Source organism: Caulobacter sp. NIBR2454 (assembly GCF_027474405.1).
Classification (GTDB): Bacteria; Pseudomonadota; Alphaproteobacteria; order Caulobacterales; family Caulobacteraceae; genus Caulobacter.
Map to the genome: position 1 here is coordinate 3,002,665 of NZ_CP114871.1, position 23,597 is coordinate 3,026,261.

Genomic DNA, 23,597 nt, shown 5'->3' on the forward strand with positions numbered 1-23,597 from the left:
TCGTCGCTGGCGTCGCATGCCGGCCCCACATATCCATCAAAGATGACCGGCGCGCATAAGGCTCATGACGGTCCGGGTCAACAGCGTTGCCATGCCGCCGGTCGCGGCGCATGTTGCGCCCGCCCATGACCGAGCCTTCCCAAAGCGCTGACGCGCCCGCCGCCGCCTCACTCAAGGCTTTGCTCCGACAGCCCGATTTTCCGAAGTTCTGGGCGGCCCGTTTCATCGCCATCCTCGGCGTCCAGATCCAGGCCGTAGCCTTGGGCTGGCAGGTCTACGCCCTGGCCCGCGAGACCGGGCACAGCGTGGCCGAGGGCGCCTTCTGGGTCGGGATGATCGGCCTGGCGCAGTTTCTGCCGTTGTTCTGCCTAACCCTGATCGCGGGCGAGGCGGCTGACCGCTATGACCGCCGACGGACTGTGGTGATCTCGATCCTGGTGGACAGCTGCACGGCCGGCGTCCTGGCCTGGCTGGCGTTCAGCGGCCACACCGGCCTTTGGCCGATCTTCGCGGCCTCGGTGCTGTTCGGCGCCTCCCGCGCCTTCCTGTCGCCGGCCAACAGCGCCATGGCGCCCATGCTGGTCCCCCGCGAGCTGCTGCCCCGGGCCATCGCATGGAACTCCCTGGCCTGGCAGTCGGCCTCGATCATCGGCCCGGCCATCGGCGGGCTGCTGTGCGCCATCTCTCCGGCGCTCGCCTTCGGCGGATCGGTGGTTCTCTACCTGACCGCTTCCGTGCTCCTTTCGCTGATCCGGACCAACACCAAGCCCCAGGCCCAGCCGGGATCGCGCGTGGCCCTGATCAAGGAAGGGCTCGCCTATGTCTGGGGCAACAAGATCGTCTTCGGTTCGATCTCGCTCGACCTGTTCGCCGTGCTGCTGGGCGGCGCCACCGCGCTGCTGCCCGTGTTCGCCCGCGACGTGCTGCATGTGGGGCCGGAGGGCTTTGGCATCCTGCGCGCCGCGCCGGCCATAGGGGCGACCATCGTCGGCATATACTTGGCCGCCGTTCCGATCCGCCGGCATGCGGGCATCGCCATGTTCACCGGCGTGGCCCTGTTCGGCGCCGCGACAATCGTATTTGGCCTGTCGAAATATCTTTGGCTGTCGGTCGCGGCCCTGGTCGTGCTTGGAGCCGCCGACATGGTCTCGGTCTTCATCCGCCAGACCCTGGTGCAGATCGTCACCCCCGACGCCATGCGCGGCCGGGTGGCGGCCGTGTCGGGGGTCTTCATCAGCGCATCCAACGAACTGGGCGAGTTCGAGAGCGGCCTTGTGGCGCGCTTTATCGGCCCCGTCGCGGCGGCGGTCGTGGGCGGGGCCGGAGCCCTGGCGGTCACCGCCCTGTGGGCCAAGCTGTTCCCTGTCCTGCGCAAGGCCGACCGGCTGACCTAGCCCTCGGCCAACGCCTGCATCGCCTCGCCGTCCAGGCGCCAGATGCGATAGCTCTCCTGACCGACCGCGCCCTGCCGGGCGTAGAAAGCCGCGCCATCGACGTTGTGGTTGGACACCGCCCATTCCACGCGGGCGCATCCCTCCTCGACGGCACGGCGCGCCAGACTGGCCAGCAGGACGCGCCCCGCGCCCGACCCGCGCGCCGCCGGCCGCACGAACAGGTCCTCAAGATAGATCCCCCGCCGGCCGGTCCAGGTGGAGAAGGTGTAGAACCACACCGCCCCGCCCAGGACTTCGCCATCCCGCTCGGCGATGTCGCAGAACGCGTGGGGCTGCGGCGCGAACAAAGCGGCCGCCAGATCAGCCCGGGTAGCGTGCATGTGGTCGAGGTCGCCCTGATGCTCGGCCAGGTCACGCACGAAGCTGAACACCAGATCGATGTCGCTCGGTCCGGCGCGGCGCAGCGTGATGGTCATGCGCCAGTGGTCTCTTGCGAAAGCGCCCACAGCCGCTCCGCCGCCTCAGCATCGAGGGCGTGGGGCATGACCCCGGCCCAGGGCTGCTCCTTCGACCAGGCAAGAGCCTGTGCGCAATCCTCCAGATAGAGGCCGCCGACGCCCTCCAGCTCGGGCCCGACAGCGGCCCAGATGGAGGTCGAGGCACCCTGCTCCGGCGTCTTGAAGCCCTCGCGCGCCTTGCCATGCTCATCCAGCCAGCCCAGAGCCTGCTGCTCCTCGATCGGCAGGTGGCGCTGCAGGGGCGTCAGGATGCCGCCCGGCATCACGGCGTTGGCGCGCACGCCCCGGTCCTTGAACCGCTTGTCGAAACCGACGGCGAACAGGGAATTGGCGGTCTTGGCCTGACCGTAGCTCTCCCACTTGTCGTAGGGGCGCTGGCGGTACTGCGGGTCGTCGAAGTTCACCCCTGAGCGGCGGTGCCCGATGGACGACAGCGACACCACCCGCGAGGTGCGCCCCGGCCGCGACGCCTTCTCCAGCGCCGGGGCCAGCAGCACCGTCAGCAGGTAGTGGCCGAAGTGGTTGGTGCCGATCTGCATCTCGAGCCCGTCCTCGGTTCGATCGAGGGGACACGCCATGACGCCGGCGTTGTTGATCAGCAGGTCCAGCGGCCGCCCGTCCCACCGATCAGCGAAGGCACGGACAGAACCCAGGCTGGCGAGGTCGAGCATCGACCACTCGACCTTACCCTTGGCGGTCCTGGCGATGTCGGCGACGGCCGCCTCGGCGAGGTCCGGTTTGCGGACCGCGATGACCACGTCAGCGCCCGCCTCGGCCAGCGCTCGCGCGGTTTCGATCCCGATGCCCGTGGCGCCGCCGGTGACGATGGCCGTGCGGCCGGTCAGGTCATGGTCGGCGACGACTTCGCGCGCGGTGGATTTGCGCCCGAAAGGCGAGGTGATGCGGTCGGACATCCTGCGTTTCCCTATGTTTTGGGAAACGCTAGCACGCCCCCGGGATCAGGCCACCTTGCTGAAGTCGGGCGCACGACGCTCGACGAAGGCAGTGAAGGCCTCGCGCGCCTCGGCGGTCTGAAGGCGTTCGCCGAAGATCTTGCCCTCGACGTCCATCACTTCCTGAATAACGGCGGCCTCGCGCATCAGCTTCTTGGTGGCGACCACGGCGCCCAGGGGACGGGTGGCGAGATTGCGGGCCGCCGCCTCGGCGCGGGCTAGGACCTCTCCCGCCGGCAGGGCCGCGTTGGCGATGCCGAGGGCGGCGGCCTGTTCGCCGTCCAGCGCCTCGCCCAGGGCGAACATGGCGAAGGCGCGGGCGTGGCCGATACGTTGCGGCAGCAGCAGGCTGGAGGCGGCTTCCGGCACCAGGGCGAGATTGACGAAGGGGGTCGTCAGCTTGGCGTCCTTGGCCACGAAAACCAGGTCGCAATGCAGCAGCATGGTCGTGCCGACGCCGACCGCCAGACCCTCGACCGCCGCGACCAGCGGCTTGGTCGCCCAGGCCAAGGCGGACAGGAAGCGCAGCACATGCCGTTCGCCCGAGAATGCGCCCGTCGCCTGAGCGGCGAAGTCCATCAGGTCGTTGCCGGAGGTGAAGACCCCGCCCTCGCCATGGATCAGCACGGCGCGGATCGCATCGTCCCCCTCCGCCTGCTCCAGGGCGTCAGCCAGCACGCCGTACATGGCGTTGGTGATGGCGTTCTTCTTGTCCGGCCGGGCGAAGGTCAGGCGCATCACGCCGTCTTCGACAGCCACGCGAACGGGTTCGGTCATCTTGGTCCTCGGATCTTTTCTAGTCGGCCCGGCGGAACTTGTCGGACAGGCTGGTCAGCCAACGGCTGACGACCTCCATCTCTTCCGCCGAAAAGCCGTCGGTCAGCTTCTCGTTGATCTCGGTGAGGCCAGCCTTCGCGGTGGATCGCGCTTCCCGGCCTCGTTCGGTGAGATGCAGCCGCAGGGAGCGGCCGTCCTCGGCGTCGGGGCGGCGCTCGACCAACCCGGCCCGCTCGGAGCGGTCCACCAGGCCGGTCATGGCCGACGGCGCCACGTCCAGCGCCTCCGCAGCCTCGCCGATCAGAGCCCCGTCGCGGGAGCCCAGAAAGAACAGCAGTCCGGCCTGGGCGGCGGTGATGCCGTCCGTCTTGGACATGTGCCCTTCCACCCATCGCTGGACGCGACGCTGCCCGGAGGACAGCAGGAAGTACCAGCGACGGTCGATTGGCTTCGTCATCTCAATTCCAGAATATAGTTCGCGCGCGAAATATCAAGCGCCTTGCGTGATGATGCTCAGGCGGCGCGGTACCAGAGCACGCCGTGATCGTCCGGCTCGGCCGTCACGCTACCGCGATGGACAAGGCAATTAAGGTGCGCCACCGCCTCGCCCGTCGCCATGCCCAGCACGTCGGGCCCGATCACCCGCGCGAACAACAGGGAAAAGACGTCGATCGCCCGACGCGGCGCCTCGCCCAGGTTCTTCTCCAGTCGCCCCAGCGCCCGCTCGTGACCCGCGATCAGGTGATCGATGCGCGAATGCAGGCCGTGAAACGGGTCGTTGTGGGCCGGAAGGACCAGCACATCCTCCGGCACGATGGTTTTCAGGCGCGCCAGAGAGGTCAGCCAGTCGTTCATCGGATCGGCCTGGGGCTCCGTGGGGAAAACCGAGACATTGGACGATATCTTAGGCAGCACCTGATCGCCGCTGATAAGCAGCTTCAAATCCGGCTGCCACAGGCAGGCATGTTCCGGCGAATGGCCTGAGCCGACCACCACCGTCCAGGGACGTCCGCCGATCTCGAAGGTCTCGCCATCGACCATGCGTCGGTAGCTGTCGGGCAAGGCGTGGATAGCCCGGCCAAAGCCGCCGAACTTGACCTGATAATGCTCGATCGCCGCCTCGTCCCAGCCCGCTGCCTGGTAGAAGCGAACCCCGTCCTGCGGCGCCTCGCGGCCGGTGTCGGCCACCAGCATCCGGCACTGGAAATACTCCAGCCGGGTCATCCACAGGCGACAGTCGAACTTGCGGGTCATCCACCCGGCCAGACCGATGTGATCGGGATGCAGGTGCGTGACGATGACGCGGGTGACCGGCCGGCCGCCCATCGCGTCGGCGAACGCCGCGCGCCAGCCGTCCTTGGTCTGGGGCGTGGCCATTCCCGTATCGACGATCGTCCAGCCTTCGCCGTCCTCGATCGCCCAGACATTGATGAAGCCAAGGGAGCCGCCCAGCGGCTGGCGGAGCCACAAAACCCCCGGCGCGACCTCCACCGCCTGACCCGAACCTGATTCGGGAGCGACCTCGAACGGGTAGGTCAGGCGCGCCCTGCGCGGTTCGTGGGCGACTGGTTCCTCTGGCGTATCGAATCCGTCCCGCAACATCTTCTCCCGTTTTTCGCCATCATCGGCGTTTAGAGGGCCAGGTCCAACCCTAAGGCCGCACGGCCGTCTTGACCCTGTCGCGGCGGTCGCGCTTATGGGCGGCTCGGGGAATGTCCAGGAGAACGATACCCATGAAGCTGTTCGGGATAGCGCTGGCCGCTGCGATGGCCGCCGCCGCCCTGGGCGGAGCCGCTCAGGCCGCGCCCAAGGAAGACAAAACCAAGGCGCAAGGCATGGCCGAGGCGCCCGCCGTCCTCCAGAGCGCGGGCCTCGCCTGCACCCTGGCCGATGCGCGTTTCATCGCCAAGAACACCGACAAGGCCACCAAGATCGATTCGAGCTTCTACGAAGTGAATTGCTCGGAAGGCGGCGGCTACATCGTGGTGGGCAAGTCGGACGGCTCCACGCCGGGCGTCTTCACCTGCCTCGAAACCGGCCAACCCCGCCCGGACGGCAAGCCGACGGGTCTGGAATGCAAGCTGCCGGGCAACGCCGACGCCCTGGCCGGCATCAAGCCTTTCGTCGCCAAGGCCGGCGTGCCCTGCGAGATTGAAAAGGCCCGCTCCATCGGCGCCGGCGCCAAGGCCGCCTACTTCGAAGTCGCCTGTAAGGGCGGCGCTGGCTACATCATGAGCACCTCGTCCCCGCCGAACCCGGCCCAGGACGTGGCGATGCAGTCGTGCCTGCTCTACGAGCCGGGCGGCAACGTGTCCTGCACCCTCACCGATCGCGCCGCCCAACTGGCGGTGATCGACCAGCTGTCCGCCGCTTCGGGCAAGAACTGCGCCATCAAGGACAAGCGCTACGTCCTCAGCACCAAGGACGGCTCGAACTACTTCGAAGCCTCCTGTGAAGACGGCAAGGGCTACATGTTCCAGCAAGGCGCGGACGGCAAGCTGGCCCGCGCCATCGATTGCGCCCAGGCCGAGTTCGTCGGCGGCGGCTGCACCCTGACCGACGCCCGCGCGGCGCAGACCGAGCAGGCCGGCCTCTACACCCGCCTGGCCAAAAAGGCCGGCTTCGAATGCGACGTGGCCAAGTACGGCATGCTGCCGGCCCGCGTCAGCGGCGTCGAAGTGGTCGAACTGCAATGCTCGAACCGTCCGGACGGCGCCATCGCCGAATTCGGCGCCACCTCGTCGAAGATCTACGACTGCGTCCAGGCCGACTTCGCCGGCTACCGCTGCTCCTTCACCAAGAAGGACCCGCTCTATCCGAAACTGACCCAGCACCTGGTGAAGTTCGGCAAGGGCAGCTGCCAGGTTTCGGACGTCCGCGCCATCGGCTCGACCGATACGGACGGCTATCTGGAAGCGGCTTGCTCGGACGGTCTGCCGGGTTGGGTTTTGGTCTTCCCTAAAGGCTCGGATCAGCCCAAGGAACTCCTGAGCTGCGTTCAGGCCAAGGGCGTGGGCGGCGGTTGCAAGCTGCCGACGAACCAGCCGAAGAAATAAGTCCGGTTCCGACCGGAAACTGTAGGAGCCCCGCCGGAGTGATCCGGCGGGGTTTTCTACGTCTGGAGGGCGGCGTGCCCGATCCTTTGGGAACTCTCAACCCGTCTTGCCCCGGCTCGTCCGGGGCATCCAGGCGCCGTCACGGCATGGGTCGCCCGAACAAGTCGCGCGAAGACGAGGGGGAAATTTGGCACGGCTTTGCCGCCTCTCGGGTCTAACCCGGAAGGTGATGGGAGGGCTGCGGAGCGGTCGGTCTTCGCTCGATGTGTGTTGGAGTTGCGGTAAGAAGTCCGGCGCTCCGCGCGGATCCTTGTCCTGGACGCTGCGATCGACGCCTTCGATGGCAGAAAACCCGGCGTCGTCGGCCTCCAGGGGGAGTCCGCTCCCGCCGCAACGAGACACGTGGCCACGCGCCCTCCCCACGACGGGATGGGTAGAAGAATACTTGAGCGCTGGAAGACGGGGATAAGTCGCCTCTTCTAATGCCCAGCACTGAAGCGTGCGGGGCAGGAGAAGAGTCTACCCCGCCAGCGTCTCCAGGAAGCGCACGGGCTCGCCGCGGCCTTCGGCGATGACTTCGCCGTCGCGCATGACCACCGTGCCGCGCACGATGGTGGCCATGGGCCAGCCCTTGGCCTGGAAGCCGTCGAAGGGGGTCCAGCCGGCGCGGGTGGCCTGGTCGGCGCTGTGGATCGTGCGGTCGGCCTTGAGGTCAACGATGGTCAGGTCGGCGTCGTAACCCTCGGCCAAGCGTCCCTTGTCAGCCAGACCGAAGATTCGGTTAGCGCCGTGGCTGGTCAGGTCGATGAACCGCTCCAGGGTCAGGCGGCCCTCGGCCACGTGGGTCAGCATGATCGGCACCAGGGTCTGCACCCCCGGCATCCCCGACGGCGAGGCCGGATAGGGCCGCGCCTTCTCCTCGATGGTGTGGGGGGCGTGGTCGGAGCCGATCACGTCGGCGACGCCGGACGCCAGGCCGCGCCACAGGCCGGCCACGTGCTCGGCGCTGCGGATCGGCGGGTTCATCTGGGCGTAGCCCTTGAGCCGCTCATAGGCTTCCGGCGCGGTCAAGGTCAGGTGCTGGGGCGTAAACTCGACGCTGGCCACGTCCTTGTGCCTGGCCAGGAACTCGACCTCCTGGGCCGTGGTCACGTGCAGGACGTGGATGCGCTTGCCCAGGCCGCGCGCGATGCGCACCAGGCGCTCGGTGGACTGCATGGCGCTGATCTCGTCGCGCACTTCCGGGTGGCTGGTCCAGTCGCCGGTGCGGGCCAGAGGCCGGCGCTCGGCCAGGCGGTATTCGTCCTCGGAATGGAAGGCGGCGCGGCGGTTCACGTGGCGCAGAACCTGCTCCACCCCTTCATCGTCCTGCACCAGCAGGGTGCCGGTGGAGGCGCCCATGAACACCTTGATCCCGCAGCAGCCGGGCAGGCGCTCAAGCTCGCCCAGGAACTGCGCGTTCTCGTGCGTGCCGCCGACGTAGAAGGCATGGTCGCAGTGCATGCGGTTCTTCGCCCGCGCCAGCTTGTCGGCCAAGGTCGCGGGATCGGTGGTGTTGGGTTCGGTGTTGGGCATCTCGAACACGGCGGTGACGCCGCCGAGGACAGCGCCGCGCGAGCCGCTTTCGAGATCTTCCTTCCACTCCAGGCCGGGTTCGCGGAAGTGGACCTGGCTGTCGATGACGCCCGGAAGGACGGTGAGGCCGGAAGCGTCGAACACCTCGCCGGCCGAAGCCTGTGACAGGTCGCCGATGGCGACGATCTTGCCGCCGACCACGCCCACGTCGGCCAGGCCGCGTCCGGCATGGTTGGCCACCTCGCCGCCACGCACGATCAGGTCAAAGGTCTGGGCCATGGTCTCGCTCCGCGTCTTGCCGACGCGAAGGAAGGTCAGGCCTGGCCGGCCGCCTTTTTGGTCCGCGTCTTCTTCGGTTTCGGCGCCGGTTCGGACGCCGCGGGTTCGGGCTGCTCGGCCGTCGCCGTCAGAAGCTCTTTAGCGGTTTCCAGCACGCTCGCCACCGGCAGATCGATCATATGGCGGATCGATTGGTTGAGATCGGGGTCCAGCTGGACGAACTGCTCGAACTCGCGCGGCCCCCGCACGGCCCGGGACCTTGGTCCCCACGGCGCATAGAGCAGGTCGTCGGACGGTCCGAACAGCCCGACGGTCGGCGTCCCCGCCGCCGCCGCAAGGTGCATGAGGCCGGAATCATTGCCGATGAACAGCCGCGCCCGCTTCAGACAGGCATGAACGGTCAGCAGGTCGGCCTGGCCCACCAGATCGATGACCTGATCCTTGGCGAAGGCGGCGATCAGCTCGTCGGCGATCATCCGGTCTTCCTTGCCGCCCAGGACCATCAGCCGACCGCCGGCCAGGGGTCCCGCCAGCAGCGACTTTGCCGTCTGACCGAAGCGCTCGGTTGGCCACACCTTGCCGATCCAGTTGGCCGACGGGCCGATGGCCAGGATGGGGCCTTCGCCGGCCGTCAGCTGATCGGCCCGGGCCTCGGTCTCGTCGGAAGTGAACAGGAAGGGCGACGGCGGGTCGTCCTCCAGCGTCAGCACACGGGCGGCCTCGACCACCTTGTGGACCGGGTCGCCGAAGTTCTTGCGATGCACCGCCCGTCGATCACGGCGCAGGAAGCCGCTGATGGCCGAGCCGCGCAGATCGACGATCAGGCCCCACTTCTTGTGGCGCACCTGGCTCCACAGCTTGAACCAGTGAGCCTTGCCCTTGCCCTTGCCCTTCTCCATGACGATCAGGCGATCAAGGTTGGGAACCTGCGCGAACAGGGGCGCGGCCACCGGACCGGCGACGATGGTGAAGCGGGCGTTGGGGATTTCATCAGCCAGGCGCTTGACCAAACCCGACGACAAGACCGCGTCGCCAATGCGCGTCGCGGTGATGAAGAGAATCGGAAAGTTCGGTCGGCCCATGGTTAATGATAGCACGAGCCACTGGCGTTAAAGGCGTCACGGCGCCACATGGCAGTCATGAGCATCGCCCGCCTATCCTCCCGCGCCCTGATCGGATTCTCCGGCCCTGACTGGCGGGCCTTCCTGCAGGGGCAGCTCACCCAGGACGTGCTGACGCTGCAGCCGGGCGAGGCGAGGTTCGCCGCCCTGCTGACGCCGCAAGGCCGGCTGATGTTCGACCTGTTCGTGATCGGACGCGACGACGGCGCCTGGCTGGATGTCGCAGTCGAACACCGCGACGCCCTGATCCAGCGGCTGACCCTTTACCGCCTAAGGGCGAAGGTGGAGATCGCCGCCGACGACGCGCCAGTGTTCGCCCTCTTTAACCAGACACCGGGCGAGAGCTGGATCATCGATCCCCGCCGGCCGCAGCTGGGCGCGCGCGGTTATGGCCTGGATGTCCAGACTGACGCGACCGAGGCCGACTATGAGGCTTTCCGTCTGGCCCTGGGCGTTCCGGGACCCGCGGACTGGGCGGGCGACAAGACCTATCCTATCGACGCCAACTTCGACTTGCTGGCCGGGATCGACTTCAAGAAGGGCTGCTTCGTCGGCCAGGAGACGACCTCGCGCATGAAGCGTCGGGGCCAGATCAAGAACCGCATGCTGCCCATCACCTTCGACGGCCCGCCGCCCCCTCACGGAGCCGAGGTTCTGGCCGGCGAATTGCGGGCGGGCGAGGTGCTTTCGGGTATGGATGGCCACGCCATGGCCCTGCTGCGGCTGGACCGGATCGAGGGCGCTGCCCTGACCGTCGATGGGCGTCCGGTGACGGTTGAGCGGCCCGACTGGCTCCTCTGAAGCGGAACCGTGGAAGCGGATGAACCGTTCGCTTCCCGTTCAATTCAAAGGAGTTCAATCATGAAGACCCTGCTTCTCGGTCTGTCGGTCGCCGCGATCGGCGCCAGCGCCTTCGCCCAGACCGTCGTCGCCCGTGACGAGAACGTCCCGGCCAAGGGCGCCTACACCGTCGGCCAGGTCGAGGACGCCGATGTCATCGACTCCGCCAACAAGAAGGCGGGCGAGGTCGAGCATGTCCTGCTAGACGCCGCCGGCAAGCCCACCGCCGTGGTCATCGAGATCGACCGCATGGGCCTGGACAAGAAGGTCGTGGTCGCCCTGGCCGATGTGACTGTCTCCCCTGAGCCGGCCGACAATGACGACTACATCGTCCGCACCAAGCTGACCAAGGCTCAGCTGACCGCCCTGCCAGACTGGAAGGGCTAGGACCGAAATCCGCTAACCGCGACTCTGGCGCGGCGGCGAGGCGGCGGTTAGCTTCCCCTTCCTGTCTGGGAGGGATTCATGGACCGCCGCACTTTCATCGCCGCCGCGACCTTCGCCGCCGCCACGGCCGGCGCGGCGCACGCGGCCGAGCCCCGTTTCACCGTCGAGGTTAAGGGCTCTGGCCCAGACGTGATCCTGATCCCAGGCCTGACCTCGTCCCGCACGGTCTGGGACGGCACCGTCGCCCACCTGCAGGGCAAGTATCGTCTGCATCTGGTTCAGCTCGGCGGATTCGCCGGGGCGCCAACGGCCGGGAACAAGGATGGGGCCGTCGCGGCGGGCGTCGCCGAGGAGCTGGCCGCCTACATCACCGCCAAGGGGCTGAAGAAGCCCGCCGTCATCGGCCACTCCATGGGCGGGACCATTGGGCTGATGCTGGCCGCGCGACATCCGGACCTGGTCGGCCGCCTGATGGTGATCGACATGTTCCCCAAGCTGTCGGTGGCCTTCTTCGGCCCGACGGCGACGCCCGAGCAGGTCGCCGCTGGGGCGGCGGCCATCAAGGCCGGGCTGGAAAGCGGTCCACAGGCGGACTATGAGGCCCGCACCCGCCAGACCATCGCCGGCATGGTCAAGACCGAGGCGGCCCGTGACGAGATCGTCCGCCAGGGCCTGACCAGCGACCGAAGCGTCCAGGCCCGCTCGATGCACGAAATCCTGACCACCGACCTGTCGCCCGAACTGACGAAGATCACGGCACCGCTGACGGTGGTCTATCCGGTCGACCCGACCCTGCCGTTCACGGCGAATTACCCGGCCTGGTACGCCGCCGCCTATGCGCCGGCCAAGGCCAAGATGGTCCAGATCGACAACAGCTATCACTTCATCATGATCGACCAGCCGGCGGCGCTGAATGCGGCCATCGACGCGTTCCTGGCCGGCTGATGGTCGAGCGCTGCATCTGGCACGGCATGGCGGGCGATCCCGTCTATGAGGCCTATCACGACACTGACTGGGGCGTTCCTGAGTACGACCCGCGCGCCCTGTGGGAGAAGCTGGTGCTGGACGGCTTCCAGGCCGGCCTGTCGTGGATCACCATCCTGAAGAAGCGCGAGAACTTCCGCGCAGCCTTCGCTGGCTTCGACCCGGAGAAAGTCGCCCGCTTCGACGACGACGACCGCGCCCGCCTGATGGCCGACGCGGGCATCATCCGCTCGGGCGCCAAGATCGAGGCCGCCATCAACGGCGCGAAAATCTATCTGGCGATGCGCGACCGGGGCGAGGACTTCTCCAAGTTCCTGTGGGATTTCGTCGGCGGCGTTCCGATCCAGAACCGCTGGGACGACAGGTCGCAGGTCCCGGTGAAAACCCCGGAGGCGGAGGCCATGGCCAAGGCGCTGAAGGCGCGGGGCTTCAAGTTCTGCGGCCCGGTGATCGTCTATGCGTTCATGCAGGCCACGGGGATGGTCAACGACCACCTGACCTGCTGCTTCCGTCACGCCGAATGCGAGGCTATGAGCGCGACGTGAAGTCGATTCCGGACATGTTGCTCGAAGCCGCCTGCCCCGCCCCCGTCTGCGGGGTGGACGAGGCCGGGCGCGGGCCGCTGGCCGGGCCGGTCTGCGCGGCGGCGGTGATCCTCGACCCCAATCACATTCCCGAAGGCCTGAACGACTCCAAGAAGCTGACCACCAAGCAACGCGACTATCTGGAGTTCGAGATCAAGGCCCGCGCCCTCGCCTTCGCCGTGGCCTTCGCCAGCGTGGACGAGATCGCAGAGCTGAACATCCTGCACGCCACGGGCCTGGCCATGTGCCGGGCGGTCGAGGGCCTAAGCGTCAAGCCGGTCTTCGCCTTGGTGGACGGCAACTACAAGTTCAAATTGCCCTGCGATATCAAGACGGTGGTCGGCGGCGACGGCGTGTCGGCGTCCATCGCGGCGGCCTCGATCCTGGCCAAGACGGCGCGCGATCGCCTGATGATCGAGATGGACGCCGTGCATCCGGGCTACGGCTTCGCCAGCCACAAGGGCTACGGCGCGCCGACTCATCTGGAAGCAATCCGCAGACTCGGACCGTCGCCGATCCATCGGATGACGTGGGCGCCGCTGCGGGCGGCGCTGGAAGACCTCTGATCAGAACCGCCGTCTTGCGACGGCGGCTCCCGACCGTCGTCTAGCTAAACGGGCCCGCAAAGGCTCCGATCGCGAAGGCGAAAAGCCCTGCGGCTGCAAATACCAAGGCCTCGAGCGAGGAGCACCGAGCCAAGGCCCGCGTCCATGTATCGCCCTCTGGCCGCCATACCGCCCCATCGGCTTGGCTGCGCATGATTAGTTCCCTCCAGCCTTTCGGCATGTGAATGAGGGACTCAAGTTTTGCGACTTGGCAAGATTAACAGCGCGTTCACCATGTTTTTTATCCACGCGCTAACCACGCGGCGGCCAGATTCAACCTCTTCGCGTAAACGGGAGCGTTAGAGCCTTATGAAGCTCGGGCCGGAACTGATCATCCAGGGTGACTGCATCGAGCAGATGAACGCCCTTCCCGAGAAAAGCGTCGATTTGATCTTCGCTGATCCGCCTTACAACTTGCAGTTGGGCGGCGATCTTCTGCGTCCCGACAACTCGAAAGTCGACGCGGTCGACGACCATTGGGACCAGTTCGAGAGCTTCGCCGCCTATGACGCCTTCACCCGCGACTGGCTGAAGGCCGCCCGCCGGGTCCTGAAGGACGACGGCGCCCTTTGGGTGATCGGCAGCTATCACAACATCTTCCGCGTCGGCGTCGCGGTGCAGGACCTGGGGTTCTGGATCCTCAACGACGTGATCTGGCGCAAGTCCAACCCCATGCCGAACTTCAAGGGCACGCGCTTCACCAACGCCCACGAGACGATGATCTGGGCGGCCAAGAGCCGGGGCGGCAAGCGCTACACCTTCAACTACGACGCCATGAAGATGGCCAATGACGACGTGCAGATGCGCTCGGACTGGACCCTGCCGCTTTGCACGGGCGACGAGCGGATCAAGAACGCCGCCGGCGACAAGGCCCACCCGACCCAGAAGCCCGAAGCGCTGCTGCACCGGGTGATCCTGTCCTCGACCAAGCCGGGCGACGTCGTGCTCGACCCGTTCTTCGGCGTCGGCACCACCGGCGCGGCCGCCAAGCGCCTGGGCCGCCAGTTCGTCGGCATCGAGCGCGAGACCGAATATGTCGAGATCGCCCGCGACCGCATCTCCAAGGTGATCCCGATCGCGCCCGAGGACCTGCAGGTCATGGGCTCCAAGCGCGCTGAGCCGCGGGTGCCCTTCGGCCACATCGTCGAGGCGGGCCTGCTGCAGCCCGGCGACATGCTGTTCGACCCCAAGGGCGAGCGCGCGGCCAAGGTGCGCGCTGACGGCAGCCTGGTGGTCGGCGACCTGGCCGGCTCGATCCACAAGGTCGGCGCGATGGTCCAGTCGGCCCCCGCCTGCAACGGCTGGACCTACTGGCACTTCAAGACCGACAAGGGTCTGGCCCCCATCGACGTCCTGCGGGCCAAGGTCCGCGCGGAGATGAACTGAACCGCACGCTCCATGGCGAATTACCTTCGCCATGGAGCAGCGCTGGCCTGACACCCTCTGGATCGTCCGCCATGGACAGAGCGCGGGCAATGTCGCCCGCGACGCCGCCGATGCGGCCGGCCTCGGCCGCATCGACATCGCTCATCGCGACATGGACGTGCCGCTCAGCCCCCTGGGCGAGGATCAGGCGCGCGCGCTCGGACGCTGGTTCGCCAAGCAGCCGGAGCATGAGCGGCCACAGACCCTGCTGGTGTCCCCCTATGCCCGCGCCATCGCCACCAGCGAACTGATCCGCGAGGAAGGCGGGCTGGCCAGGGCCAACAGCCTGTTCTGCATCGACGAGCGGCTGCGCGAAAAAGAGTTCGGCGTCCTCGACCGGCTGACCCGCGTGGGCATCGAATCCGAGTTCCCGGAACAGGCGGAATTTCGTCGTCTGTTGGGCAAGTTCTATCACCGGCCGCCGGGCGGGGAGAGCTGGTGCGACGTGATCCTGCGCCTGCGCAGCGTGCTGGACACCATCAGCCTGCACCACAGCGGCAAGCGGGTGATGGTCGTCGCGCACCAGGTGGTGGTTCTGTGCATGCGCTACCTGCTCGACAGCCTGACCGAGGAGCAGATTCTGGCCATCGATCGCGAGGCCGACATCGCCAATTGCGGGGTCACGGAATATCGCTTCAGGCCCGACCAGGGAGACGGCGGTCTGGTGCTGACCCGCTGGAATTTCACGGCTCCCCTGGACGAGGGCGGCGCCCCCGTCACTGTGCAGCCCGACCCGTCGGTGGCCGCGCGATGACCGACGAGATTACAGCCGACCTGCTGCGCCAATGGCCCCTTCCCCAGCCCGGAGACGGCGGTAAAGAGGAGCGCGGCCAGGTGCTGGTGGTCGGCGGACATGCCGAGATTCCCGGCGCCGTGGTGCTGGCCGCGACCGCCGCCCTTCGTGCCGGGGCTGGCAAGCTGCAGGTCGCCACGGTCGAGCAGATCGCCGCACATCTGAGCCTGTCTGTGCCGGAGGCCCGCGCCTTCGCCCTTAAGGCATCCAACGACGGCGCCATCACCGCGAAATCGGTGAAGGCGCTGGTCCAGCACGTAGCCCGTTGCAAGGCCGTGCTCGTCGGGCCCGGAACCATGGATGAGGGCGAAGCGATCGCGCTCGAGCTGCTGGCGGCGGAATCGGACGCGGCCTTCGTTCTGGACGCCGGGGCTCTACCGGCGGCGGAGAGCGGGCGCGAGTTTTTGGCGGCGCTGGACGGTCGCGTGGTGCTGACACCGCATGCCGGCGAAATGTCTCAACTGACCGGGCGGCCAAAGGAAGAGATAGAGGCTGATCCGCTTGGCGCGGCCCAGCGCGCGGCGAAGCGCTATGGCGCGGTGGCGGTCATGAAGGGGGCGGCCACGCATATCGCGGCGCCGGATGGTCAAACCTGGCGTTACCCGGGCGGCGGCGTGGGGCTGGGGGCTTCTGGCTCCGGCGATGTGCTTGGAGGGCTGATCGCCGGCCTGCTGGCGCGAGGGGCCGGGCCGGCGCAGGCGGCCGCCTTTGGTGTGTACCTGCACGGAGAAGCAGGGAAAGTGCTCGCTAGGAAGATCGGCCCGCTGGGATTCCTTGCGCGGGAGATCAGCGCAGAGGTCCCGGGTTTGATGGGCGAGCTGGCTTAGGCCCTGCGTCCTTCGAGACGGCCTTCGGCCTCCTCAGGATGACGGATTCAGTTGGATACAGCCTTCGTCATGCTGAGGAGCGCGACTGCGCGTCTCGAAACACGCACTAGTGTCCGGCCGCGGCGTAGATCGCATCGATGGCCGCCATGGTCGCCACGGCGTCGTCGCCGCCGGTCAGTGGCGCGACCCGCCCGGCCAGCACCTCGACCACGTGATCCAGCTGCGCCTCATAGGTCGTGGTCGGTGAGGCCGGCTCCCAGCGGTCGCCGATGCGCAGGCCGCCGTTGTCGCGATAGGGATGGACGAAGCTCTCCAGGGTCATGGACGCCTTCTCGCCGTCCACTCGCAGCAGGATCTTCCGCTCCGTCGCCTCCATGTCGCAGTGGATGCGGGCCGGAACGCCGTCGAAGTCGAGCGCCGCGCCCAGCCCCGCGTCCACGCCGCCATCCCAGCGCGCGGAAGCCTTGATCACCGTAGGCTCGGCGCCCAACAAGGTGCGCAGGGCGTGCAGCGGATAGCAGCCCAGGTCCATCAGCGCCCCGCCGCCCTGCTCGCGGATCCAGCGCAGTTCGCCGTCGCGCTTGGGGATGACCACGTCGAACACCGCTTCGGCCCCGACGATGGGGCCCAGTTCGCCCGAAGCCATGACCTCCAGCGCCCGAGTCATCAACGGGTGGAAGCGATAGTGAAAAGCCTCGATCAGCACGACGCCCGCCGCGGCCGCCGCATCGACCATGGCCCGAGCTTCCGCGGCCGTCATGGCGAAGGGCTTTTCGCACAGCATGTGCTTGCCGGCGGCGGCGGCCTTGCGGGTCCATTCCAGGTGCGCGGCCGGCGGCAGGGCGTTGTAGATCAGGTCCACGTCGTCGCGGTCGATCAGGGCGTCATAACCCTCCACCGCCGTCGCGATTCCGTATTGCTCGGCGTAGGCCTGGGCCTTGGCGAGGTCGCGCGCGGCCACCGCCGTGATCGTCACGTCATCGCGCAGGGCGACCGGCGCGATCACCGCCTTGGGGGCGATCTTCGACGCGCCCAGAAGTCCGATCCTCAGCATAGTCTCGCCTCCGCCGCTCTCGCCGCCTTCAGGAACACGCTGGGCAGGCCCTGCAGTCCCTCGGTCGGCGTCCAGATGAACTCGCCGTCGCCCTCAGCCGCAAGCACGGTCAGCGTAAGGGAGAAATGGGTGAAGACGTGCTCGACCTCGCCCACCGTGCGCCAGGCGGCGGCGACCGGCGCGGCTTCCAGCGCTTCGGACGCCGACAATGGCGTGGCCCGCCACTCGCTGGTCGGCAGGGCCAGCATGCCGCCGAGCAGACCCTTGGGCTCACGGCGCACCAGACCCGTCTGGCCGTTGCGGGTCAGCACATAGGCCACCCCGTGACGACGCGGGCGGTCCGCCTTCTTCGTCTTGCGCGGATAGGTCTCCGGCGCGCCGGTCTTCAGCGCCTGGCAAAATCTGGATACCGGACACCGGTCACACAGCGGCCCCTTGGGCCGGCAGATGGTGGCGCCCAGATCCATCAGTGCCTGCGCCCAGTCGCCGGGGCGGTCGTCGGTGACCAGTTCGCCGGCCAGACGCTTCAGCTCCGGCTTTGAGGCCGGGACTGGCTCCTCCACCGCGAACAGCCGAGCCATGACCCGTTCGACATTTCCATCGACCACGTTCGAGGGCCGGTCAAAGGCGATGGCCGCCACGGCGGCGGCCGTATAGGCGCCGACGCCCGGCAAGGCCAACAGGGCGGCTTCGGTATCAGGGAATACGCCCCCATGCTCACCCGCCACCGCCCGGGCGCAGGCCAGCAAATTGCGGGCGCGGGCGTAGTAGCCGAGCCCTGCCCAGGCGGCCATCAGGTCCCCGTCCTCCACGGCCGCGAGATCGGAGACCGTCGGCCAGCGCTGGGTGAAACTGAGGAAATATGGCGTCGCATGCGGCACGGTGGTCTGCTGCAGCATCACCTCCGACAACCAGACCCGGTAGGGATCGGAGCGAACGCCGGCCATACCCGCCGCCGGCCCCGTGCGCCACGGCAGGTCGCGGGCATGGGCGTCGTACCAGTCGAGCAGGGCTGCGCGGAGGGGAGCGACGAGGATCATCGAGCCGGGTATATAGGAACTTGCATGCGCCGCACCCTGCCCACCGCCGAAGAAGCCGTCGCCATCCTGCGCTCGCGCAAGACGCGGCCGCCGCACCGTACCCCGCCCCCGGCGGGCAAGGCGCTGAACGGCCTGGTCAAGGCGCTGGACGCCAAGTACGGCGCCGGTCCCGCCGCCCTGCAAGGGCGCTGGAAGGAGATCGTCGGCGAGGCCCTGGCCCGCCGCACCGAGCCGGTGAAAATCATCAAGTCCCGTACGGGCGAAGGCGGCACGCTGGAGCTGCGCGTCGACGGCCCGTCCGCCACCCTGGTCCAGCACCAGGCGGTGGAGATCATGGCCCGCCTGGACCTGATCCTGGGCAAGGGCGCGGTGACCAAGCTGCGCATCATCCAGGGTCCGGTGAAGGCGCCCGCGGCGAGCGCCAGGCCGGGCCGCCGACGCAAGCCGCCCTTGGACGCGGCGACCGAGGCCTCGCTGGAAAGCAGCCTCAAGGACCAGCCAGAAGGCCCTTTGAAAGCCGCATTGCTCAAGCTTGGTCGCGAGGTGCTGCGCGGCGCGCGTTGACAACGCCCCGCCAGCCTTGCTTTTGGACCTCACAACCGCTCGTCGCTCCTGGCCGGGAATCGGGCTTAGACTTAACGGCTGCATTTCAGGGACCCTGCCTATGCGTTTTCTCGACCGACGCGTTCTCGTCGCTGGCGCTCTCGCCCTCACCGTCGCCGCCTGCTCCAAGGGCGGGACAGGCGGATCGGCCGTCACGGCCGAGGACATGACCATGGGCTCGGCCGACGCCAAGATCACCCTGGTCGAGTACGCCTCCGCCAGCTGCAGCCACTGCGCCGCCTGGGCCGAGAACGTCCTGCCCGAGTTCAAGAAGAAGTACGTGGACACCGGCGAGGTGCGCTACGTGATGCGCGAGTTCCTTACCCCGCCGGTCGAGGTGGCCGCCGCTGGCTTCCTGACCGCGCGCTGCGCCGGCAAGGACAAGTACTTCACCGTCCTGGACGCCGTGTACAAGGGCCAGGAGGAGATGTTCTCCACCGGCGACTTCCGCGGCGTGCTGCTGCGCATCGCCCAGTCGGCCGGCATGACCGAAGCCCAGTTCGACGCCTGCGTCTCCGACGAAAAGGCGCTGAAGGACCTCAACGACCGGGTCGAGAAGTACAGCCGCGACGCCAAGATCACGAGCACGCCGAGCTTCGTCCTGAACGGCAAGCTGATCGGCGAGGGCGAGCTGCCGCTCGAAAAGCTCGACACCGAGATCGCCGCCGCCAAGGCCGCGCTTAAGTAAGGATTGATCGTGACCCTGTCCCGCCAGAGCCTTCGTCCCGACCGCCGCAGCCTGCTGCTGGCCGGTTCGGCGTTCGCCCTGGCGGGCGTCACGCCCGCCGTCGCCGCCCCCGTGGTGCGAGCCGACGACATGGTCCTGGGAAACCCCAAGGCCAAGGTCACGGTGGTGGAGTACGCCTCGGCCAGTTGCCCGCACTGCGCACACTTCGCCAACGAGGACTTTCCGCAGTTCAAGAAGGCCTACATCGACACCGGCAAGGTGCGCTTCGTCCTGCGCGAACTGCTGACCCCGCCGCAGAACTTCGCGGCGCTCGGGTTCCTGACGGCGCGGTGCGCCGGGCGCGACAAGTATTTCGACGTGCTGGCGGCGGTCTTCCGCGATCAGGCGGAGATCTACCGCACGAGCGATCTGCGCGGCGGCCTGCTGAAGATCGCCCAAGGCGCGGGGCTCACCGAGACCCAGCTTAACGCCTGCATCAATCAGAACGCCCTGGACGCCATGCAGACCCGCATCAATGCGGACGCGACGGCCGACGGCGTCGACCAGTCACCGACCTTCTTCGTCAACGGCGTCAAGCTGGGCGGCACGGTGGACTTCACGGCGCTCAAGGCCGCGGTCGACAAGGCCCTGAAGGGCTAGGAGAGCAGCCGGTGCAATTTCAGCGCCTGCGTCTCTCGGGATTCAAATCCTTCGTCGAACCCACCGAGTTCCGCATCGAGCCGGGCCTGACCGGGATCGTCGGACCGAACGGCTGCGGCAAGTCCAACCTGCTGGAAGCCCTGCGCTGGGTCATGGGCGCCAACTCGGCCAAGGCCATGCGGGCCGGCGGCATGGACGACGTGATCTTCGCCGGTTCGGGCAACCGGCCCGGCCGCAACCACGCCGAAGTCACCCTGACCATCGACAACGCCGACCGCACGGCGCCGGCCAGCTTCAACGACACACCGGTTCTGGAAGTGGTCCGCCGCATCGATCGCGGCGCCGGCTCGACCTACAAGATCAACGGCCGCGAGGTGCGGGCGCGTGATGTGCAGTTGCTGTTCGCCGACGCCTCCACCGGGGCCAACTCCCCCGCCCTGGTCCGCCAGGGTCAGATCAGCGAACTGATCGGGGCCAAGCCGCAGAACCGCCGCCGCATCTTGGAAGAGGCCGGCGGCGTTTCGGGTCTGCACACCCGTCGGCACGAGGCCGAGCTGCGCCTGCGCGCGGCGGAGACCAATCTGGACCGCCTGGACGACGTGGCGCGAGAGCTGGAGACCAACCTCAACCGCCTGCGCCGCGAAGCCCGCCAAGCCGAGAAGTACAAGCGCCTGTCGGCCGAGATCAGGGCCGTACAGGGCGCGGTGCTGTTCGCCCGCTGGACCGATGCGCGCGACATCCTCACCCGCACCGAGGCCGAAGCCTCCCAGGCCGCCGGCGAGGCCGAGCGCACCGCCCGCGAAGTGGCCGTCGCCAGCGCCGAGGCGATCAAGGCGGAGGAGGCTATCGCGCCCCTTCGTGAGGAAGAAATCATCGCCGCCGCCGTGCTCGGCAAGCTGGCCATCGAGAAGGACCGCATCGACCGCGAGCTGGAGGCGGCCGCCGCCGAGGTGGCCCGCCTGAACGCGGACCTTGCCCGCATCGACGCCGACGAGGCGCGCGAGGCCCAGGTTCGCGACGACGCCGCCGGGGCGTTGGATCGCCTGGGCGCCGAACTGGCACAGATCGAATCCGAGATCGCCGCCGCTCCACATCGCGGACCGGAACTTCAGGCCGCTGCAACCCAGGCCGAGGAGGCCCGCGCAGCCGCTGACGCCCAGGTCGAGACCCTAGCTACCCGCCTCGCCGCCGAGGAGGCCGGCCGCCGCGCCGCCGCCGCCCGCGTCGAGGAGGCCCGCACCCGCCTGTCGCGCACTGTCCGCGCCTTGGATCAGGCCAAGTCCGAACGCACGGCCTTGGGCCCGGAAGTCGATCCGCAGCTGGCCGAGGCCAAGGGCAAGTTCGAAGCGGCCCTCGATGTGCTGAAAAAGGCCCGCTCCGCCCTGGAGATCGCCGAGGCCGAACGCGCCGAGGCGGCCAACAGCGAAGCCGCCGCCCGCGACGCGACCCGCAAGCTGGAAGACCAGCTGGGCCGGCTGAAGACCGAGGCGCGGGGCCTGGTCCAATTGCTCGTCCCCACGGGCAAGAGCGGGTTCTCGCCGGCCCTGGATTCGGTCTCCCCCGACCGGGGCTATGAGGCCGCGCTCGCCGCCGCTCTTGGCGACGATCTTCAGGCGGCGCTGGACGAACGGGCGCCGTCCTATTGGGGCGGACGTGAGGTGACGACGCCGACCTGGCCGGCAGGCGCGACGCCGCTCGGTCCGCTGGTCAAGGCGCCGGGCGCGCTGTCGGCGCGTCTAGCCTTCACCGCCCTCGTAGATCGGGCGGACGGCGACCGATTGCAGAAGCTGCTGCCCACCGGCGGACGCCTGGTGTCCCGCGAAGGCGATCTGTGGCGGTGGGACGGCTTCACCGCACGCGCCGAGGCGCCCAAGCCGGCCGCCATCCGCCTGGAGCAGAAGACCCGCCTGGCCGAGGTCGAGACCGAGATCGAACGTCGCGCCCCCGAGGCCGCCGCCGCCGAGGAAGCTCACAAGACCAGCGCAATCCGTCTGCGCGCCGCCGAGGATGTCCTGCGCGAGGCCCGCAAGGCGCCGCAGGAGGCCGAACGCGCCCTGGGCTCGTTCCGCGACACCGTCGAACGCCTGGAGCGCGAGGCCGCCCGCCGCGACGCCCGCGCCCAGTCCCTGGACGAGACCATCGCCCGCTTCGACGCCGAGCGGGTCGAGGCCGAAAACCAACTCGCCGCCGTCGAGGCCGAGGCCGCCGGAACCCAGGGCGGCGAGGACCTCGCCCCGCAGCTCGCCGCCGCCCGTCAGGCCGCCGCCGCCGCGCGCGAAGCCTCGGCCGCCGCCCGCGCCGAGATCGACCGCGAAGTGCGCGAACACCAAGGCCGCGCCCGCCGTCAGGAAAGCCTGGCGCGCGAGATCGCCGACTGGACCCGCCGCGCCGCCGCCGCCGACAGCCGCCTGGAGATTCTGGCCAAGGACCGCGACACGGCCGCCGCCGCCCTGGCCGTCGCCAAGGACGCGCCCGAACAGGTCGAGGTCCGCCGCAACAAGCTGTTGGAGGATTTCGCCCAGGCCGAGGCCCGCCGCGCCAAGTCCTCCGACGCCCTTGCCCAGGGCGACGCCGCCCGTCAGGCCGCCGACCGAGCGCTGCGCGCCGCGGAGGCGGCGGCCGCCGACGCCCGGGAAGCCCGCGCCAGCCTGTCCGCCCGCCTGGACGCCGCACGCGACCGGTTTGGCGAGATCGCCGGCCAGATTCGCGAAGCCGCTCATGTCGAGCCCGAGGAACTGGGCCGCCAGATCGCCAGCGAGGCCATCGCCGTACCCACCGGCGCGGCGGGGGTCGAGGCCCACCTGTTCAACCTGGAGCGCGAACGAGACGCCATCGGCGCGGTGAACCTGCGGGCCGAGGAGGAGGCCGCCGAGTCCGGCGCGCGCCTGGAGGCCATGCGCACCGAACGCGCCGACCTGTCCGGCGCCGTGGCCCGCCTGCGCCAGGGGATCGAGGAGCTGAACGCCGAGGGTCGGGAGCGCCTGCTGGCCGCCTTCGACGTGATCAACGGCCACTTCCAGGCCCTGTTCACCGCCCTGTTCGGCGGCGGCCAGGCGGAGCTTCGCCTGATCGAGAGCGATGATCCGCTGGAGGCCGGACTGGAGATCTACGCCTGCCCGCCCGGCAAGCGCATGGCGTCCATGAGCCTGATGAGCGGCGGCGAACAGGCCCTGACCGCCAGCGCCCTGATCTTCGGCGTCTTCCTGGCCAATCCCGCGCCCATCTGCGTGCTGGACGAAGTAGACGCCCCGCTCGATGACGCCAATGTCGAGCGCTACTGCAACATGCTGGACGAGATGCGCCGCCGCACCCAGACGCGCTTTGTCGCCATCACCCACAACCCCGTCACCATGAGCCGTATGGATCGCCTGTTCGGCGTCACCATGGGCGAGCGGGGCGTGTCGCAGCTGGTCAGCGTCGACCTCAAGCAGGCCGAGGCCCTGGTCGCCTAACAA

The 23,597-nt window shown here is 68.4% G+C and carries 23 protein-coding genes; 14 read left to right on the top strand and 9 right to left on the bottom strand.

Annotated elements, in window-relative coordinates; all coding sequences use genetic code 11:
- Positions 1-125: 125 nt before the first annotated feature.
- Positions 126-1,394, top strand: coding sequence for an MFS transporter (locus O5K31_RS14610; protein ID WP_269714473.1), 1,269 nt, complete (start codon positions 126-128; stop codon positions 1,392-1,394).
- Here the strand turns inward: O5K31_RS14610 and O5K31_RS14615 are convergent.
- From O5K31_RS14615 to O5K31_RS14635, 5 genes are read right to left on the bottom strand one after another with little or no spacing between them, the layout of a single operon-like run.
- Positions 1,391-1,870 (bottom strand): GNAT family N-acetyltransferase, encoded by a 480-nt coding sequence (locus tag O5K31_RS14615; RefSeq protein WP_269714474.1) that lies wholly within the window; start codon positions 1,868-1,870, stop codon positions 1,391-1,393. The two genes, O5K31_RS14610 and O5K31_RS14615, sit on opposite strands and share 4 nt — an antisense overlap.
- On the bottom strand, positions 1,867-2,826 hold the full coding sequence (locus O5K31_RS14620) for an SDR family NAD(P)-dependent oxidoreductase (protein ID WP_269714475.1): 960 nt from the start codon (positions 2,824-2,826) through the stop codon (positions 1,867-1,869). Before O5K31_RS14620 ends, O5K31_RS14615 begins: the two co-directional genes overlap by 4 nt.
- Before the next feature lie 45 nt (positions 2,827-2,871).
- Complete coding sequence (locus O5K31_RS14625) at positions 2,872-3,642, bottom strand: enoyl-CoA hydratase (protein WP_269714476.1); 771 nt, start codon at positions 3,640-3,642, stop codon at positions 2,872-2,874.
- A gap of 19 nt (positions 3,643-3,661) precedes the next feature.
- On the bottom strand, positions 3,662-4,099 hold the full coding sequence (locus tag O5K31_RS14630) for a MarR family winged helix-turn-helix transcriptional regulator (RefSeq protein ID WP_269714477.1): 438 nt from the start codon (positions 4,097-4,099) through the stop codon (positions 3,662-3,664).
- A gap of 56 nt (positions 4,100-4,155) precedes the next feature.
- The gene (locus O5K31_RS14635) at positions 4,156-5,241 is read right to left on the bottom strand and encodes an MBL fold metallo-hydrolase (RefSeq protein ID WP_442867722.1); all 1,086 of its coding nucleotides are present in this window, start codon (positions 5,239-5,241) and stop codon (positions 4,156-4,158) included.
- Positions 5,242-5,375: 134 nt separating this feature from the next.
- Here O5K31_RS14635 and O5K31_RS14640 point away from each other — a divergent pair, with 134 nt between their 5' ends.
- Positions 5,376-6,698, top strand: coding sequence for a hypothetical protein (locus O5K31_RS14640; protein ID WP_269714479.1), 1,323 nt, complete (start codon positions 5,376-5,378; stop codon positions 6,696-6,698).
- A 519-nt stretch (positions 6,699-7,217) separates the two neighbouring features.
- Here the strand turns inward: O5K31_RS14640 and O5K31_RS14645 are convergent.
- Both O5K31_RS14645 and O5K31_RS14650 read right to left on the bottom strand, forming a co-directional pair.
- Positions 7,218-8,552, bottom strand: a complete 1,335-nt coding sequence (locus O5K31_RS14645) for a dihydroorotase (protein ID WP_269714480.1) — start codon at positions 8,550-8,552, stop codon at positions 7,218-7,220.
- Positions 8,553-8,587: 35 nt separating this feature from the next.
- Positions 8,588-9,634: a glycosyltransferase family 9 protein gene (locus O5K31_RS14650; protein WP_269714481.1), complete on the bottom strand. Its 1,047-nt coding sequence runs from the start codon at positions 9,632-9,634 to the stop codon at positions 8,588-8,590.
- Positions 9,635-9,691: 57 nt separating this feature from the next.
- On the opposite strand from O5K31_RS14650, the gene ygfZ reads away from it, so the two are divergent.
- The 8 genes from ygfZ to O5K31_RS14690 all read left to right on the top strand — a co-directional run bounded on the left by ygfZ (position 9,692) and on the right by O5K31_RS14690 (position 16,118).
- The gene (gene ygfZ, locus O5K31_RS14655) at positions 9,692-10,474 is read left to right on the top strand and encodes a CAF17-like 4Fe-4S cluster assembly/insertion protein YgfZ (RefSeq protein ID WP_269714482.1); all 783 of its coding nucleotides are present in this window, start codon (positions 9,692-9,694) and stop codon (positions 10,472-10,474) included.
- A gap of 60 nt (positions 10,475-10,534) precedes the next feature.
- Complete coding sequence (locus tag O5K31_RS14660) at positions 10,535-10,900, top strand: PRC-barrel domain-containing protein (protein ID WP_269714483.1); 366 nt, start codon at positions 10,535-10,537, stop codon at positions 10,898-10,900.
- Between the two features lie 78 nt (positions 10,901-10,978).
- Positions 10,979-11,845, top strand: a complete 867-nt coding sequence (locus tag O5K31_RS14665) for an alpha/beta fold hydrolase (RefSeq protein ID WP_269714484.1) — start codon at positions 10,979-10,981, stop codon at positions 11,843-11,845.
- A complete protein-coding gene (locus tag O5K31_RS14670; RefSeq protein ID WP_269714485.1) occupies positions 11,845-12,429 on the top strand; it encodes a DNA-3-methyladenine glycosylase I in 585 nt (194 codons plus the stop codon). Before O5K31_RS14665 ends, O5K31_RS14670 begins: the two co-directional genes overlap by 1 nt.
- Positions 12,430-12,443: 14 nt before the next feature.
- Positions 12,444-13,034: a ribonuclease HII gene (locus O5K31_RS14675; RefSeq protein WP_269717070.1), complete on the top strand. Its 591-nt coding sequence runs from the start codon at positions 12,444-12,446 to the stop codon at positions 13,032-13,034.
- A 348-nt stretch (positions 13,035-13,382) separates the two neighbouring features.
- Positions 13,383-14,459: a site-specific DNA-methyltransferase gene (locus tag O5K31_RS14680; protein ID WP_269714486.1), complete on the top strand. Its 1,077-nt coding sequence runs from the start codon at positions 13,383-13,385 to the stop codon at positions 14,457-14,459.
- Between the two features lie 31 nt (positions 14,460-14,490).
- Entirely contained in the window at positions 14,491-15,252 is a 762-nt protein-coding gene (locus tag O5K31_RS14685) for a histidine phosphatase family protein (protein ID WP_269714487.1), read from the top strand.
- Positions 15,249-16,118: an NAD(P)H-hydrate dehydratase gene (locus O5K31_RS14690; protein WP_269714488.1), complete on the top strand. Its 870-nt coding sequence runs from the start codon at positions 15,249-15,251 to the stop codon at positions 16,116-16,118. Before O5K31_RS14685 ends, O5K31_RS14690 begins: the two co-directional genes overlap by 4 nt.
- Positions 16,119-16,224: 106 nt before the next feature.
- On the opposite strand, the gene O5K31_RS14695 is transcribed toward O5K31_RS14690, so the two are convergent.
- Positions 16,225-17,172, bottom strand: coding sequence for a Gfo/Idh/MocA family protein (locus tag O5K31_RS14695; RefSeq protein ID WP_269714489.1), 948 nt, complete (start codon positions 17,170-17,172; stop codon positions 16,225-16,227).
- A complete protein-coding gene (mutY, locus tag O5K31_RS14700) occupies positions 17,166-18,212 on the bottom strand; it encodes an A/G-specific adenine glycosylase (protein WP_269714490.1) in 1,047 nt (348 codons plus the stop codon). The genes O5K31_RS14695 and mutY overlap by 7 nt, the downstream gene beginning before the upstream one ends.
- 24 nt (positions 18,213-18,236) lie before the next feature.
- Here mutY and O5K31_RS14705 point away from each other — a divergent pair, with 24 nt between their 5' ends.
- The 4 genes from O5K31_RS14705 (at position 18,237) to smc (ending at position 23,594) form a co-directional block, all read left to right on the top strand.
- Positions 18,237-18,776 (top strand): DUF721 domain-containing protein, encoded by a 540-nt coding sequence (locus tag O5K31_RS14705; RefSeq protein ID WP_269714491.1) that lies wholly within the window; start codon positions 18,237-18,239, stop codon positions 18,774-18,776.
- A 100-nt stretch (positions 18,777-18,876) separates the two neighbouring features.
- Positions 18,877-19,503 carry a thioredoxin domain-containing protein gene (locus O5K31_RS14710; protein ID WP_269714492.1) on the top strand — a complete coding sequence of 209 codons (627 nt, stop codon included), beginning with the start codon at positions 18,877-18,879 and terminating at the stop codon, positions 19,501-19,503.
- 9 nt (positions 19,504-19,512) lie between these two features.
- Positions 19,513-20,142, top strand: a complete 630-nt coding sequence (locus tag O5K31_RS14715; protein WP_269714493.1) for a DsbA family protein — start codon at positions 19,513-19,515, stop codon at positions 20,140-20,142.
- A gap of 11 nt (positions 20,143-20,153) precedes the next feature.
- Positions 20,154-23,594 carry a chromosome segregation protein SMC gene (gene smc / locus O5K31_RS14720; protein WP_269714494.1) on the top strand — a complete coding sequence of 1,147 codons (3,441 nt, stop codon included), beginning with the start codon at positions 20,154-20,156 and terminating at the stop codon, positions 23,592-23,594.
- Positions 23,595-23,597 lie beyond the last annotated feature (3 nt).

Bases quoted from the DNA above. Each gene is read 5' to 3' on its own strand.
- O5K31_RS14610 (WP_269714473.1), top strand. From the start codon at position 126: ATGACCGAGCCTTCCCAAAGCGCTGACGCGCCCGCCGCCGCCTCACTC.
- O5K31_RS14615 (WP_269714474.1), bottom strand. From the start codon at position 1,870: ATGACCATCACGCTGCGCCGCGCCGGACCGAGCGACATCGATCTGGTG.
- O5K31_RS14620 (WP_269714475.1), bottom strand. From the start codon at position 2,826: ATGTCCGACCGCATCACCTCGCCTTTCGGGCGCAAATCCACCGCGCGC.
- O5K31_RS14625 (WP_269714476.1), bottom strand. From the start codon at position 3,642: ATGACCGAACCCGTTCGCGTGGCTGTCGAAGACGGCGTGATGCGCCTG.
- O5K31_RS14630 (WP_269714477.1), bottom strand. From the start codon at position 4,099: ATGACGAAGCCAATCGACCGTCGCTGGTACTTCCTGCTGTCCTCCGGG.
- O5K31_RS14640 (WP_269714479.1), top strand. From the start codon at position 5,376: ATGAAGCTGTTCGGGATAGCGCTGGCCGCTGCGATGGCCGCCGCCGCC.
- O5K31_RS14645 (WP_269714480.1), bottom strand. From the start codon at position 8,552: ATGGCCCAGACCTTTGACCTGATCGTGCGTGGCGGCGAGGTGGCCAAC.
- O5K31_RS14650 (WP_269714481.1), bottom strand. From the start codon at position 9,634: ATGGGCCGACCGAACTTTCCGATTCTCTTCATCACCGCGACGCGCATT.
- ygfZ (WP_269714482.1), top strand. From the start codon at position 9,692: ATGAGCATCGCCCGCCTATCCTCCCGCGCCCTGATCGGATTCTCCGGC.
- O5K31_RS14660 (WP_269714483.1), top strand. From the start codon at position 10,535: ATGAAGACCCTGCTTCTCGGTCTGTCGGTCGCCGCGATCGGCGCCAGC.
- O5K31_RS14665 (WP_269714484.1), top strand. From the start codon at position 10,979: ATGGACCGCCGCACTTTCATCGCCGCCGCGACCTTCGCCGCCGCCACG.
- O5K31_RS14670 (WP_269714485.1), top strand. From the start codon at position 11,845: ATGGTCGAGCGCTGCATCTGGCACGGCATGGCGGGCGATCCCGTCTAT.
- O5K31_RS14675 (WP_269717070.1), top strand. From the start codon at position 12,444: ATGTTGCTCGAAGCCGCCTGCCCCGCCCCCGTCTGCGGGGTGGACGAG.
- O5K31_RS14680 (WP_269714486.1), top strand. From the start codon at position 13,383: ATGAAGCTCGGGCCGGAACTGATCATCCAGGGTGACTGCATCGAGCAG.
- O5K31_RS14685 (WP_269714487.1), top strand. From the start codon at position 14,491: ATGGAGCAGCGCTGGCCTGACACCCTCTGGATCGTCCGCCATGGACAG.
- O5K31_RS14690 (WP_269714488.1), top strand. From the start codon at position 15,249: ATGACCGACGAGATTACAGCCGACCTGCTGCGCCAATGGCCCCTTCCC.
- O5K31_RS14695 (WP_269714489.1), bottom strand. From the start codon at position 17,172: ATGCTGAGGATCGGACTTCTGGGCGCGTCGAAGATCGCCCCCAAGGCG.
- mutY (WP_269714490.1), bottom strand. From the start codon at position 18,212: ATGATCCTCGTCGCTCCCCTCCGCGCAGCCCTGCTCGACTGGTACGAC.
- O5K31_RS14705 (WP_269714491.1), top strand. From the start codon at position 18,237: ATGCGCCGCACCCTGCCCACCGCCGAAGAAGCCGTCGCCATCCTGCGC.
- O5K31_RS14710 (WP_269714492.1), top strand. From the start codon at position 18,877: ATGCGTTTTCTCGACCGACGCGTTCTCGTCGCTGGCGCTCTCGCCCTC.